General features: G+C 56.9%; 15 protein-coding genes. 4 read left to right on the top strand and 11 right to left on the bottom strand.

Annotation, left to right across the window (positions count from 1 at the left end; translation table 11 throughout):
- Positions 1-81 precede the first annotated feature (81 nt).
- On the top strand, positions 82-681 hold the full coding sequence (locus Poly51_RS00625) for a hypothetical protein (protein WP_146453419.1): 600 nt from the start codon (positions 82-84) through the stop codon (positions 679-681).
- Between the two features lie 44 nt (positions 682-725).
- Here Poly51_RS00625 and Poly51_RS00620 read toward each other — a convergent pair whose 3' ends face one another.
- On the bottom strand, positions 726-1790 hold the full coding sequence (locus tag Poly51_RS00620; RefSeq protein WP_146453418.1) for a calcium/sodium antiporter: 1065 nt from the start codon (positions 1788-1790) through the stop codon (positions 726-728).
- A gap of 151 nt (positions 1791-1941) precedes the next feature.
- Positions 1942-2166 (bottom strand): hypothetical protein, encoded by a 225-nt coding sequence (locus Poly51_RS30925; RefSeq protein WP_146453417.1) that lies wholly within the window; start codon positions 2164-2166, stop codon positions 1942-1944.
- A gap of 10 nt (positions 2167-2176) precedes the next feature.
- On the opposite strand from Poly51_RS30925, the gene Poly51_RS00610 reads away from it, so the two are divergent.
- Positions 2177-2896 carry a hypothetical protein gene (locus Poly51_RS00610; protein WP_146453416.1) on the top strand — a complete coding sequence of 240 codons (720 nt, stop codon included), beginning with the start codon at positions 2177-2179 and terminating at the stop codon, positions 2894-2896.
- 55 nt (positions 2897-2951) lie between these two features.
- Positions 2952-3965, top strand: a complete 1014-nt coding sequence (gene arsS / locus Poly51_RS00605; protein ID WP_146453415.1) for an arsenosugar biosynthesis radical SAM (seleno)protein ArsS — start codon at positions 2952-2954, stop codon at positions 3963-3965.
- Between the two features lie 53 nt (positions 3966-4018).
- Here the strand turns inward: arsS and Poly51_RS00600 are convergent, their stop codons facing one another.
- Together Poly51_RS00600 and Poly51_RS00595 are read right to left on the bottom strand one after the other, a co-directional pair.
- Complete coding sequence (locus Poly51_RS00600; protein WP_146453414.1) at positions 4019-4984, bottom strand: ABC transporter permease subunit; 966 nt, start codon at positions 4982-4984, stop codon at positions 4019-4021.
- Positions 4981-5874, bottom strand: coding sequence for an ABC transporter ATP-binding protein (locus Poly51_RS00595; RefSeq protein WP_390621740.1), 894 nt, complete (start codon positions 5872-5874; stop codon positions 4981-4983). Before Poly51_RS00595 ends, Poly51_RS00600 begins: the two co-directional genes overlap by 4 nt.
- A gap of 189 nt (positions 5875-6063) precedes the next feature.
- Here Poly51_RS00595 and argJ point away from each other — a divergent pair, with 189 nt between their 5' ends.
- Positions 6064-7257 (top strand): bifunctional glutamate N-acetyltransferase/amino-acid acetyltransferase ArgJ, encoded by a 1194-nt coding sequence (gene argJ / locus Poly51_RS00590; RefSeq protein ID WP_146453412.1) that lies wholly within the window; start codon positions 6064-6066, stop codon positions 7255-7257.
- 42 nt (positions 7258-7299) lie between these two features.
- On the opposite strand, the gene Poly51_RS00585 is transcribed toward argJ, so the two are convergent.
- The 7 genes from Poly51_RS00585 to flgG all read right to left on the bottom strand — a co-directional run bounded on the left by Poly51_RS00585 (position 7300) and on the right by flgG (position 13376).
- The gene (locus Poly51_RS00585; RefSeq protein WP_246114278.1) at positions 7300-8448 is read right to left on the bottom strand and encodes a GNAT family N-acetyltransferase; all 1149 of its coding nucleotides are present in this window, start codon (positions 8446-8448) and stop codon (positions 7300-7302) included.
- Between the two features lie 123 nt (positions 8449-8571).
- Entirely contained in the window at positions 8572-9057 is a 486-nt protein-coding gene (locus Poly51_RS00580; protein WP_186775257.1) for a hypothetical protein, read from the bottom strand.
- Positions 9057-9392: a rod-binding protein gene (locus tag Poly51_RS00575; RefSeq protein WP_146453410.1), complete on the bottom strand. Its 336-nt coding sequence runs from the start codon at positions 9390-9392 to the stop codon at positions 9057-9059. The genes Poly51_RS00580 and Poly51_RS00575 overlap by 1 nt, the downstream gene beginning before the upstream one ends.
- 46 nt (positions 9393-9438) lie before the next feature.
- Positions 9439-10536, bottom strand: coding sequence for a flagellar basal body P-ring protein FlgI (locus tag Poly51_RS00570; protein WP_146453409.1), 1098 nt, complete (start codon positions 10534-10536; stop codon positions 9439-9441).
- A gap of 11 nt (positions 10537-10547) precedes the next feature.
- On the bottom strand, positions 10548-11411 hold the full coding sequence (locus Poly51_RS00565; protein ID WP_146453408.1) for a flagellar basal body L-ring protein FlgH: 864 nt from the start codon (positions 11409-11411) through the stop codon (positions 10548-10550).
- Positions 11412-11439: 28 nt separating this feature from the next.
- Entirely contained in the window at positions 11440-12501 is a 1062-nt protein-coding gene (gene flgA, locus Poly51_RS00560) for a flagellar basal body P-ring formation chaperone FlgA (RefSeq protein ID WP_186775256.1), read from the bottom strand.
- A gap of 68 nt (positions 12502-12569) precedes the next feature.
- Positions 12570-13376 carry a flagellar basal-body rod protein FlgG gene (gene flgG, locus Poly51_RS00555; protein ID WP_146453406.1) on the bottom strand — a complete coding sequence of 269 codons (807 nt, stop codon included), beginning with the start codon at positions 13374-13376 and terminating at the stop codon, positions 12570-12572.
- Positions 13377-13380: the final 4 nt, after the last annotated feature.

The following is a 13380-nucleotide window of genomic DNA, read 5'->3' as shown; positions in this document are numbered from 1 at the left end:
GCCAAACTGTTGCAAGATGCATTTTGTTTTTGGTTTCATGGACGAAGCTGGTTTCTTTCCATCCAGCTCCGAGTCCTTCGCTTGCGTAATATCACTCTTGGCGTCTTAATCGTCGCCGGCGGCACCCTTGCTGCGCTACCGTTTCGTCGGTACCAAGCCATTTCGGACGACCGTCAACGTCCCGGTGCGGCTAGCGGTCCGACCGAATCATCACTCGATTTGGCGCTACCTGAACAGGTCGCCCAAGGCGATTCGGGGCTTCATTTGCCTCTGCCTCAATCGTTGCCAGTCTGGCCGCGAACCGAGCGGCCCGAACCATTGCCGCGCGAAGTCAACGTGCCTCTGTCGTTCGACGATCTCTTGGTGCCGATCGATCAGCCTAATCCCATTCGCCAACGATTCGCGGCGACCACGGACGTGCATCGAGATGATGAGCGTCGGCTAAACGCGATCGCATTGGAGATGCCACCGGCGAGCGAGATTGCGCCCGAGGTGCAGGAAGAACTGCGCCGTCGACTCGATTTCGCGACTCCGAAAAAGTTCGAAAACATCGCACCAAAATCGGTCGCTGGTGCCGCACAAGGTTCGCTTGCCAGCGCTCCGTGGACGGCATCGCCGCCGGACCGATTGCCCAAGCCTTCGCCGACGACCGACGCGCGGCACTGGATTCGCCAACCGTAATCGATGTTAATGCAGTCAACGCAATCGTCGCTAAAAAACGTTCGCTACTTTCGCCGGCCGACAAAGAATGTCGCGGCGAAAGTGAGAATCGTTAGCGGCAAGACGCCATAGGTAACGATCGGTCCGAGTGATCCGATCAACGGTGACGCTGTTGCGGCCAAAACGATGATGGCGGAGTAGGCGACATAGTAGACCAGCAACATTCCGCCCTCCCATCGACGGACCAAGTGGCCGGTGGCAAAGACGGGAAAGCAGATCAGGGCGACGGCCACCATGATCGGGATATCAAACTCGATCGCCGTCGGATCCACGGGAATGGGCTTGGGTGAAACCAAGGATGTCAAACTGAGGACACATAGAATATTGAAAAGATTGCTGCCAACGACATTGCCCACGGCGATGTCGCGTTGACCGCGATAGCTGGCAACGACCGACGTCACCATTTCGGGTAACGAAGTGCCGATGGCAACAACGGTCAACCCGATCACCAATTGGCTAACACCCAACGCCACGGCGACTTTGGTCGCACCGTTGACCAGCAGGTTGGATCCGACACCTAGCAAGATCAATCCGCTGATCAAGAATGCGACTTGGATCAGCAGATCTTTCTTCGACGTGATTGAGCTGCTGTATTCTTCGAATTCGCTTTGAACCAATTTGTTTTCTTTGCGGCTGGCGATGACGCTATGCACGATGTACGCCAACAATGACGCGAACATGACGGCGCCTTCCCAGCGAACGAGAGCGCCGTCGGCCGCCATCCACCAAACTGCCAGCGACGCGGCGATCATCAATGGCACGTCTTTGCGAATCAATTGACTCGAAACGACAAGCGGCGCAACCATCGCGGCGACGCCCAAAATCAATAGCACGTTGATGATGTTGCTGCCAACCACGTTCCCGATCGCGACGTCGCCGTTGCCTGAGAGCGATGCTTGCAGGCTGACGCCCAATTCCGGGGCACTGGTCCCGAACGCGACCACTGTCAAGCCAATCACGAGCGGTGAAATCTTGAACGCTGCGGCCAACGACGCCGCGCCGCGAACTAGCAACTCGCCTCCGACAACCAACAGAACCAATCCGGCAACGATGCTAAGGGCAACCAACATGATCTCGATGAATGAAAGGGCGGAAACGCGTGCAAAGTGTCTCGACCCAACAACCTACCAGACCTAGCCGATTTGCTCGATAGTCGGGAATCCGGCTATCGGGACACGTCCAATCGGCCCATCCGTTCAAACCACTTCCCCGCGGGCGTATCTAGCAGTTCCATGCAGCGATCATGCTGCAGTAGACTTCGGATTGACCTTTTGCGATTTCCACTGACGATTCGAGCAGCCCATTGGATTCCCAGCACCACGACGCGGCCGCCATCCACGTTGATCGCAATCGACAGTCGCGTGCAGGCTGGGATTCGTTTTCCGAGCATCGGGCGCGGACCACGGCTTTGATCGAGGCGGTGGGGCGGCGACTTGAATCACGCACGGGTTCTGGCGTGGAACGTCTGGTCTTGCTGGGGGTCGGCAATGGCAACGATGTGGACCTTCCAACACTTGTCCCGCTTTTTCGATCTACGACTTTGGTGGACGTTGACGCCGAAGCGATCGCCCATTGCCGGTCGGGGTTGCCGGCCGGCATCAAAGAGTCTCTGGATCCCAACGTGTTGGCCGACTTGACGGGAATGCTGGGGCGAATGCCAAAGGGGGATTGGGACGCCATCGATTGGAATGCATGGCTGATTGACGCGGCCAACCCGCCGCACGCGTCGGCCCCGCAGGGCGACGTCGTGGTTTCAACGTGCTTGATCAGTCAATTGATCGACACTGTGATCCAGTGGTTGCCGCCCGACCACGATCGATTCGCCGACGCGATCTTGGCGGTGCGAGACGGCCACTTGCGTCTGTTAGCGGGGCTGGCCAAGGCCGGCGGCACGTCGGTGTTGATCACCGATGTCGTGTCTTCCGATACGTTGCCGGAGTTGGCAGACGCCTGCGACGACCGCTTACCAACGTTGGTCCGAGACTCCGTCGCGTCGAGGAACTTTTTCACGGGCTTGAATCCGGCCGTTTTGATGCAACGACTTGCTGCTGCCGCGCACCCGTCATCACCTTCAACGGCGATCCATGGACCGTGGCGTTGGCGGTTGGGGCCTCGCACGTTCGCCGTGATCGGGATCACGATGGAGACGAAATCAGCGGACGGAGATAGCGATTGATCATTGGTGATAGAATACCGCCCTTTCAGCCCAACTTTCTTTGAACATGACACCGATGTCCTCGCTTCTTCCCATCATTGACGCCGGATTGCCGACCGGCCTCGTCGAACCGTTCGGCCAACGCATGGATCGCAACGACCGACCTTTGTCGCGACATTCGATCATCGAACTACAGATCAATCTGGGCAAACTGTGCAACCAAACTTGCACCCATTGCCACGTGGAAGCTGGGCCGACCAAGAAACGCGAAAACATGGATTCACGGACGGCGACGCGCATCATCGAACTTGCCCAGCTCTGTGAATCGATTCGCACGGTGGATCTGACGGGTGGTGCACCCGAAATGAACGCCAATTTTCAAGAAATGGTGAGTGAGTTCCGAAGTCGTGGATTGCGTGTGATCGACCGCTGCAACTTGACGATTCTGTCAGAGCCCGGCTACGAATGGGTTGCCGGATTTTTGGCAGACAATGGCGTCGACGTCGTTGCTTCGCTGCCCTGCTATTTGGAGGATAACGTTGACGGACAACGTGGAAATGGCGTGTTCACACGCAGCATCGACGGGCTGCAAAAACTGAATCGACTGGGCTACGGGAGCGGCGATCCGCAGCGGAAACTGGACCTGGTTTTCAATCCGACGGGGCCGTCGCTGCCGCCCGATCAGTCAACGTTGGAAGTCGACTACAAACGCGAATTGAAGTCGCGGTATGCGATCGAATTTGACCATCTGCTATGCATCACAAACATTCCAATCAAACGATATGCGACGTACTTGAATAGACGAGGAAAACTCGACGACTATATGCGACTATTGGCGGACAACTTCAATCCCGTCGCTGCTGGAAATGTGATGTGCCGTTCGCTGGTTTCGATCGGATGGGATGGCGCCATTTTCGATTGTGACTTCAATCAAATGTTGAACATGCCGATCGGCGGAAAAACGCCGACGACGGTTTGGGATATCGACACGCTCGATACGTTCAAGCGGCAAACGATTTCTGTCGCTGATCACTGCTACGGATGCACGGCGGGCGCGGGCAGCAGTTGCAGCGGTGCCGTAACGAAGTAGGCCGATTGCGAATCTCTATCGCGACCCGATCGAGTTTCAATGTCGTATTAAGACTACAGCGGCGCCGGTAAGTCGCGACGTTCAAAGTGATAGATCGCGATGGCGTAAAAGAGGAGTCCCAGTCCGATCAGGATCATCGGATACACCAACGGCGGCAATGCGCCGCCGGGCACTGCGTCGGTCAATCCCCACGGTGCGGCCAGCCCGTCGCTTGCCACGATCGAAGTCATCTTTTGCGGTTTGTAGCAACTGAAGAACGACATCGACAACAACCAATCCAGTGACTCGGCCGCTTTGCCCAAACCGAACATCACCAACTGGACAACGTAGACCCCGACTACTGCGCCGACGGTCCGCCAACGGTACCGGTCGAACGCACTGAACATCGTCGCCAGGCCCAGCAGAAAGAACCCGAACGCAAACAAGTGAAACGTCGAAGCCGCGAACATTTCGACGTCAACACGCTCGCTTAGAGGGAGCGTTTGCATTTCAGGTTGGTCGACCGAAAGTGGGAGGTCGAAATTAAAAATGGGGATACGGACGGTTGGCGGCGGAACGGACTCGTTCACCGTCGTCAACATCACGCCGACTGCGATGCCAGCCCAAACCAACAAGCAAAGTAGCGTCAGCCCGACGACCGAGACGGTTGCGTGAGAAAGCAACAATGTGCGGCGACGGATCGGTTGGGCGAGCAGCATTTCAAGCGTGCCACGTCCTAGTTCACCGCTGACCACATCGCTGCCACGGGAGATGCACCAGATCACCGTGCACAATATGACGATCGGTTCGTCATAGGTCATCCCGACGCGGCCGGGGTAGGTAAACAGAGCGTCGAATTCCACAGGCGCGTATTTTTCAAAATCGCGAAACTGTTCCAAAATGGTCGTGAACTGGCCCATGTCCAACAAACACACGACCCACACACGTATCCATGCAAACGCGAACAGCGCCAATCCGCAGGCGGCGAACAGCAAGATCGATTGCCCGACGTACTTGCGAACCAAAATTCGATTGATCAAAGCACAACCTCGACGCCCATGTGGACCGAGTCGTAGACGGCCCGCAAACCGAGCGGTTCGATTCGGACTCCCGATAGATTCAGCGAATCGATCCAGCCCAGGATCGGCGACAAGTCACCATCGGTATCGATGCAAAGCAGCTTTTGGTTGCCGCGATCGATCGAGCCGACACGTACTCGATCGGCCAAACCTTGTGGCACCTCGAATCTATCCTCGGTGCTCTTCGCCGTCACACGATGACGCTGAAACAGGTCCGCCATTTTTAGCTCGCGTACCAGACGTCCCCTGCGAAGAAATGCCACGCGATCGCAAGTTTCTTCGATCTCGCTCAAGACGTGAGACGAAAACATGACCGTGCGACCGCGGCTTCTCGATTCCACCACCAAATCCAAAACTGCCGCGCGAACGGTCGGATCCAGGTTCGCGGTCGGTTCATCCAGAATCAAAAGCGGCGTCTCCAGCCCTAGCACAACGGCCAACGCCAATTTTTGCCGCATCCCCGTGGACATGAACGCGACACGCGTTTTCGTATTCAGTTCCAATCGTTCGGCGACGGCGAGGCTGCGTTCAAGATCGCCCGCGGGATGCATTTCCGCGAAGAACTGCAGCACGCCGTGTCCTCGCATGTGTCTTGGCAATCTGGCGTCGCCCGGCAAGTACGCGACGCGCTGGCGAAGTCCCACCCCGTCCACCATCGGATCCAGCCCGTCGACTTCGCAACGCCCTAATGTTGGATGCAGGAAGCCCAGCAGCGACCGAATCAACGTCGTTTTCCCCGCTCCATTAGGGCCCAATAGACCAAAGATTTCACCCCGTTCGACGCAAACGGAACAGTCCGCCAAGGCCTCGAAGTCCCCGTATCGCTTGGTCAGCCCGAAAGTCTCTACGATATTGGCATCACCGACCGTCGTCGAAGCAGCGTTCGCCCCCGTTTGGGGCGAAGCGATTGACGATAGACTTTGCGGAAAGTTCAACCTAAGACCTTTTCGAGACGTTGCCGTACATTGTGTAGGCCCGTCAACACGCCAAGCCTCTTTCATCTTACCACTTCCCTCCTACGAAAAACCGCTCAATCAGACATGGACGCAACCGAAGACAATTTGCCCGCTGGTTTCCGTTTCGCGGGTGTCACCTGTGGCATTAAAGCGAGTGGGAAAAGCGATCTGTCGTTGATCGTGACGGATCACCCCGTCACCGCCGCAGGCGTTTACACCAAAAACCAAATCGTTGCCGCGCCCGTGACGCTTTGTCGAAGCCGCACGCCCACCAACAAGCTGCGGGCCGTCGTCACCAATAGCGGAAATGCGAACGCGTGTACCGGCGATCAAGGAATGGCCGACGCGCGATCAATGTGCGACGAAGTCGCCAAGCGAATCGGATGCGATCCCGAAGCCGTCTTGGTGATGAGCACCGGAGTGATCGGACGCCCGTTGCCGATGGAAAAGATCACCGCGGGCATCGATATGGCCAGCAAAGAACTCGCGTCCGATCCACCGGCGTTTGTTCGAGCAGCCGAAGCCATTCGCACGACCGACGCCGAACGCAAGACGGTCACTCGGGCGATCCAGATCGGTCAGCGGACGATCAAGTTTGCCGCGATGGCAAAGGGCGCCGGCATGATCGCGCCCAACATGGCCACGATGTTAGCCGTGATGATGACCGATGCACCGCTGTCGGCCGAATCAATCAAGGACGTTTTGACCGAGGCCGCGGATTGCAGTTTCAATCGCGTCAGCGTCGATGGTCACACCAGCACCAACGATTCGCTTTTGTTGTTGGCCAGTGGACAGGGTGACCCGCTTGTTGGCGATGAACTGTTGCAGTTTCAATCGCACATCAACGAGGTTGCCATCGCGCTTGCCAAACAACTGGTCGAAGACGGCGAGGGCGCGGTTCATACGATGTGGATCCAGGTGCGCGGTGCCGCCAATACCGACGCCGCAGCAACGATCGCGAAAACGATCGCCGCCAGCCCCCTTGTGAAGACTGCGATCACCGGTGGCGATCCGAACTGGGGACGCATCGTTTCCGCCGCCGGTTACTCGGACGCCAAAATCGAACCGACCAAAACCAGCTTGAAGATCTGCGGCGAAGAAATCTATCGCGGCGGCACTCCGATCCCGTTCGACGCGAAATCATTGAGCGCGAAGATGCGGGCCAACAAAGAAGTGCCGATCGAATTGACGGTCGGTGAAGGTGCCGGGGCGGCGGATTACTGGTCCAGCGATCTGACGTGCGACTACGTGCGGTTCAACTCGGAATACACGACTTGATCCTTCGGCCGCGATCGAAAAACATCGCCATCGAAGCGGGCATCATCCAAGCTTGGAGATGCCGGCATCCGGTTTGACCATGCGAAGCATTCGCTTGAGCGGTCCCTTCATTGGAAACTGCTTCACCACCGATGTCGCGGTCAATCGGATTGCCCGTAAGTTGCGATAAACGGTCGATCCCGTCACGCAACCGTGGGCGACGGTTGTGATCGTATCCGTCTGTTTTCGCTTGTAAGGTTGTTCGCCGTAACCCATGTCGATGCATCGGATACCGTGTCGATCGGCCTTGCGAACGATTTCTTTGAACAAGGCTGTGCCTGGCGAGTAGCGAGAGTACTCGACGGCGTACGTTGGGAACCAGTAGTGCAACAGATCGTTTTCGATCATGCCGTAGTGGGCCGCCACAACGGTATCGCCGGCACGCAGTACCGATAACAACCCGCGGGTCGGTTCATCTGCACCGAAACCACGGTGCAGTTGACGCATCATCTCACGAGTCCAATCGGGCATGAACAGATCGAGGATGTTGGTGCGCCGATACTGGGCACGCTTCCAATCGATCGTTTGCGACAACAGGTCTGAATCGCGGCAGTCAATTTCGACGCTAAGCGGACCCAGCTCGCGTGCCATCTTGCGAGTCTTTTGCTCTTGGCGACGGATGGTCGAATGCTCACGCTCAAGATCTACAAGAAATGCAGACGAGTTTGATCCGATTTGTGCGTTAAACGACTGTGTGTAACCTTGAAACGAATCCGTCGGCACGTGACTTATTGAACCGACCAACGCGTGAAAGTCGTAGGCTTTGACATCGCACTGCTTCAACAGCCACGACCAATCCAATCTGGTGCCCGGGTGCATCAAGACGTTGTGGGCGTCGTTGAAGTATCGTCCGGCAGGCCATGCGACTCTGCCGATCCGATGAAAGGGTAGGAAGCCGACGATCGTATTGTTTTGTCGCATGACGGCAACCAATACATCGCCGCGGGAGGCCTGGACGGCGTCAAAAAATGCCAACGAGAAAAATGGCGTCTTGAACTCAGGCTGCGTCGCACGCAATTTTTCCCACCGGGACCTCGCGACGGGCTCCAATCCGCTCCACGGAATGACCTCGACACGGTCGATCTGTGCAGCCGTCTCGGCGCAATCGGCCAAACACGAAGCGGGCAGTCGATGGGGAGTCGCGACACTCACGTTTGACAATGACTACTCGAGAGGTGACGGGGAAACGAAAGGCCGCCAGCACGGCAACATTGAACCCTATTCTAATTTGCCCCCTCGACGTGGACAGTTTTTTTTTGCGATTATTCCCGTCGCCTACGCTGCTTCGTCGAACAAACCACCGCCCGCTTTGGAAGGACGTTCGGTGTCGTTGATCGCCCGATAGGTTTGCAATCGCGACGCGCCGGACAGAATTCCCACCAAATTCGTCGTTAAATCGGCCAGATGGTACTGGCAAACGAACAGCGAGACGGCCCGTGTATGCGTTTTTTGGATGGTTCCCGCCAAGTCCCGGCAGCGACTTGCCAAGCGAGCGTCTTCGATTCTCAGGCTTCCAGCGAGCTTCTCGGTCAATGTCAGGCCGCTTGGTGGAGCGTCGGCGTCGCGTAGCAGGTCCTCTCGCTCGGCGATCTTGGTTTCCAGATCCGCCAAGGCGTCTTTTAGCTGTCGCGTCGATTCGGAAACGTCATCCGTCTGGACGCCGATCGTGCGAACTCGGGTTTCGTCCAGAATCAAGTCAATGATTTCGGCCGTTTGTTCCAGTTCGTTCAGGTACGTTTCGACTCGGTTGGTCCAATCCATCATGATCTCCGTTGCATGTTAAAGAGATCAAACATCGGATCGGCGATCGAGTGCGCCGACGACTTGGTCAAGTCTTCCACGATGTGTTGGTCCATTTGTTCCTGGAACACTTCTTCGGTTCGCCCGCCGTGCATGTAGGCCGGTTTGCCGACCGTCTTTCGCATCGACGTCAGCATGCTGCCGAACAAAGTCTGGCCGACGAAGTCGGTAAACGCTTCCCGCAACTCGGACGGTTCGCCCGACAAATCGGGTGCCGATGCAGCGGGTTGCATCGACGATAATGGTGCCGACGAAAGCGATGGCATCGATGATGGTCCGACCGAGCGAAGGTCCATGGTGCTTTTCCTAAATCCGATTTTGAAGGGCGGCGAGTGTTGTCTGCTACTGGAAAACCACTTCGCCGTACAAGTCACCTTTTCGTTTCAGTGTCTTGATGATTGCGATCAGGTCCTCGGCGGGTACGTCGAGCGCGTTGAGCGCGTCGGCCAAACTCTTTAGCTTCGCGTTGGCCGGAACATCGTTGGCGTCACCGACTTGGACAAACCCGCCACTGCCGCCCGCTTCGATCCGCAGACTGCGGTGGGTTACCAAGACGGGGGCGATCTCTACGTCCTTTCCTATCACCACCACGCCATCGCGTTCGTTGATCACGACGCGAGACGAATGACCCGCGATTTGAATGGTCGTGCTGAGCAGAAACGAAATGAATTTGATGGGGTTCTCGCGATACAAATCTGGGATCGAAACTTCGATGTGCAGTTGATCGATCGCGCGAGCGCGTGTTTGCGTGGACCGTCCCGAGGCATCCGCCGGATCGCCAAGTGTCAGCGATGACAGGCTGTTGATTTCGTCTTCGATCCTTTGGGCGGTGTCAAAGCTGGCAAAGTCTTTTTCAAGGACCAGCGTGATCTTGCCGTCCTGTTGAAAGCTGGCGGTAACAGCGGCCTCCATCTTCGCGCCACCCTGGACGATCGCCGCTGTTGCCGGCCCGTCAAGCGAAACGCTCAGTCGTCCTTGGGCCATCGCGTAGACCGTTGGGTTGTCCGCTCGCGGACCTAACATGGGCGTCAGCATCAGCGTCCCGCCCGCCAAGCTCTTTGCATTGATCGCATTGACGGTCACGTCGACAAGGTCACCCGGTTGGGCACCGACATTGCTAAGTTTCGCGGTAACAAACACCATGGCGACGTTGCGTGCTTCGGAAACATCTTCCAGGTCCAAGTTGCCGGTGCGATCGATGCCCATTGGCCCGCCCATCAGTTGCATCATCCGGGCAAGAGCTCGCGCCGTTGGCGCGGCATCGGAATCACCGGTGCCACGCAAACCGACGACCAAACCCAAGCCTTGAAGGGTGTTGGTTTCTTGGCCTTTGACGCGGCATATATCGCCCAGTTTTAGTCCCGCGCCTTCACACATTCGGCTTGCCATTGCCAAGCCGATCGCGAACAACGCGCAACGGACGATCGAAGAGTTGATCATGTATCGATTCCTTAAAACGGTTTGACGCGGTCGATCCAACGGGCCAACCAGCCTCGCTTGTAACCGTCTCGCAGATGACCTTGGTCTTCTTTGCGAATTTCCAAGTCGATCAGATCTTTGCTAAGCACCACATTGTCCGGTGCAATATCCTGCGCGCGGCAAACGCCGGTCAGCGACGTTTCCCAAAGGTTATCATTGTTTCGAATCGCTTTGCGGGCTTCAAGAACCAGCAAGCCGTTTGGTCGAATGTCGACCACCGTCGCGGCGATGTTGAACGTCATCGATTCGCGGGATTGGATCGACGATTGGGCGCGGTAGTTGGTGTTTGATTCGGTGGCAATGGTCGGGTCGCCGTTGCCCTGTGGGTCGGGGCGAAGTCGAAAGTTTGAAAGCTTGATCCAATCGGTAAGGATTGCCTCGTAAAGCGTTTGCTTGCGTTGATTGGCGGCGCCATCGGCCATCACGCGTGTCAATTCGTCGACACGAATGGTGACCACGTCGTTCTTTTGGAAAACTCGAACAGGTGGCGCGGGTTGAAAGGTCCAACTGGCACGGTCGATCATCACCAGCGGACGCTCGCTGTACGATCCGGGCATCCGTTCGCCAGCCGAGTATTGTCGAGGGGCGGTTTCTCGTGTCGAAGCATCGCCGGGATTCGTTGGTGCGGGCGCCAACGGGTTCGCATTCAGTTCTCCCATCGCGGTAATCGATGGCGGACCGCCGGCTGGGCGAGGCAACATGGCAGCGGGCGGCATCGGTGCGTGCATCAGCGAACTGTTTTGCGCCGCAGCGGGTTGGGACATCGCGAGCGAAGCAAATGCCGCCACGGCTATCCATGCCAACACAATGCGTTTTCGGAAGATTCGTTCGTTCATCGAAGAGATTCTTACGGGGTCCATGGAATTAGCGTAGAACCGGGGCTCGCGTCGTGATTTCAACCACGCCGTGACGGGCAACTCTTGCGATCAATCGTTTGCGTGGATTGAGTGTTTCGATTTCAATCAACTCGGCTTCAGAGCCATCACCGAGTGCCTTGCCGTTGGTCGTGACACTGACACCACCGCCGACGACACGTACTTCGATCAAATCGCCACGATGAATCAGGATGGGTGATCCAAAATCACCGTGCATGATTGCTTGGCCGACTCGCAAATTGCTGCGCACTTCTTGACCGATCAACGTTTCCATTTCGGAAATCGCGTTGGGGTCAATCTTGTCCGACGCGAAGGGACGCAGTTCGATATCGGCCGCTTCGATGCGGTGACCGCGGCCAAGGCTGCGCGTCGGGACCGGGATTTGTGGGTGTTGCGTCAACAGTACTTCGACTTCGACTTCGATCGGGCCAGATACAGAGCGCGCCGTGACCGCGAAACGACACGGGCCCGATTCGATCGGGGACCGCGGTTCAAGATCAGCGACTCCGCTCAGATATCGCAACTGTGCAAAGGCAGACTGATCGGCGGGAATCGTCACTTCGTAACGTTCGATGACGTCGGGATGAAATTGCTTCATCGCGATCTCGATCCAGTGGATGACTCGCTTGGCGTCGATCGTGGACAACGCCGGGCCGGCGGGTACCGATTCCGATTCGTAGTTCACCGTTCGGATTGCATCGTTTTGAGTGGCAGACTGACTTGCAGTTGCTTTTCTATAAACGACTTGAATTTCAGAGGGGCCGTGCCAGTCGATCGATCGCGGCGTTGCTTCGGCCGCCAAGATCGCTTTGCCCAATCGCTCGCGGCGAATGGTCATCGTTTCACCGCTGACGGGGACCAAGCCGATTGCGGCCCGGCGAAGCCGTTGCCAGCCCGCTTGATGAGGATCCAGGGGTTCGACAATATCGCCCAGTCGCACGATCGGTGAAGTCACCGTAACGGGTGAGACGGTGCGAAATGCCCAATGGGTTTTGGAATCGATGGTAGCGTCGAATGTCCCCGAGCGTTCCTGCGCATCGGCGAACGACACGAAAATTATCGAGGTAGCGAGCATCAGGAAACGCAGTCGGCAAAGCATGAAAGACGATCGATGAAAGGTTAGTAGCGTTTCAGGTTGGTGATGGTCTGCATCAATTGGTCGCCGGCTTGAACGGCTTGGCTGTTCAGCTCAAACGCCCGTTGGGTGGTGATCAAGTCGATCAGTTCTTGAACGGGTTGGACGTTGGAAGCTTCCAAGTTGCCTTGGCGAAGCGTTCCCAGTCCCTGGTCGCCGGGGTTTGCCAGTTGTTCCTGCCCCGATGCGTCGGTTTGCAAGTACATGTTTTCGCCGACCTTCAACAAACCGTCCGGGTTGATGAATTGTGCGAGTTGTAGCTGACCTTGGTTCGCCAGTTCGACTTGTCCGGGCACGCGCGTCATGACTTCGCCGTTGGCATTGATTTGTATCGCAGTCGCGTCTTGCGGGATCGTGATCGGCGGATCAACCAGTCGCCCGATTTGAGCCGAACCGATGACGAGTTGGCCGTTCGCGTTGATGTCCAAGTTTCCCGCGCGGGTGTACATCGTTTGCTGGCTAGACGGATCGAGCACGCGAAGGAATCCCTTGCCTTGGATCGCGATATCGAGTTCGCGGCCGGTTTGCTGCAGTGTGCCTTGGCTGTGGTCGGTCTGCGTGCTAGTAACCCGCACACCCAGCCCGACTTGCGTGCCGACCGCCGTTGGCGTTTGGCTGGCGTCTTGAACACCGGGGTAGACTTCTGTTCGGTATAGTAGGTCTTCAAAGTTGGCGCGGTCTTTTTTGAAACCGGTTGTGTTGATGTTGGCCAAGTTGTTGGCGATCACGTCCAACTTGGTTTCCATCGCCTCCATGCCGGTGGCGGCTGTGTATAGAGTTTGAACACTCATGGCA

Source organism: Rubripirellula tenax, assembly GCF_007860125.1.
In the GTDB taxonomy this organism is placed as follows: Bacteria; Planctomycetota; Planctomycetia; order Pirellulales; family Pirellulaceae; genus Rubripirellula; species Rubripirellula tenax.
Note: the sequence above shows the minus strand (reverse complement) of the source record. Positions and strands in the feature narration are given on the sequence as shown.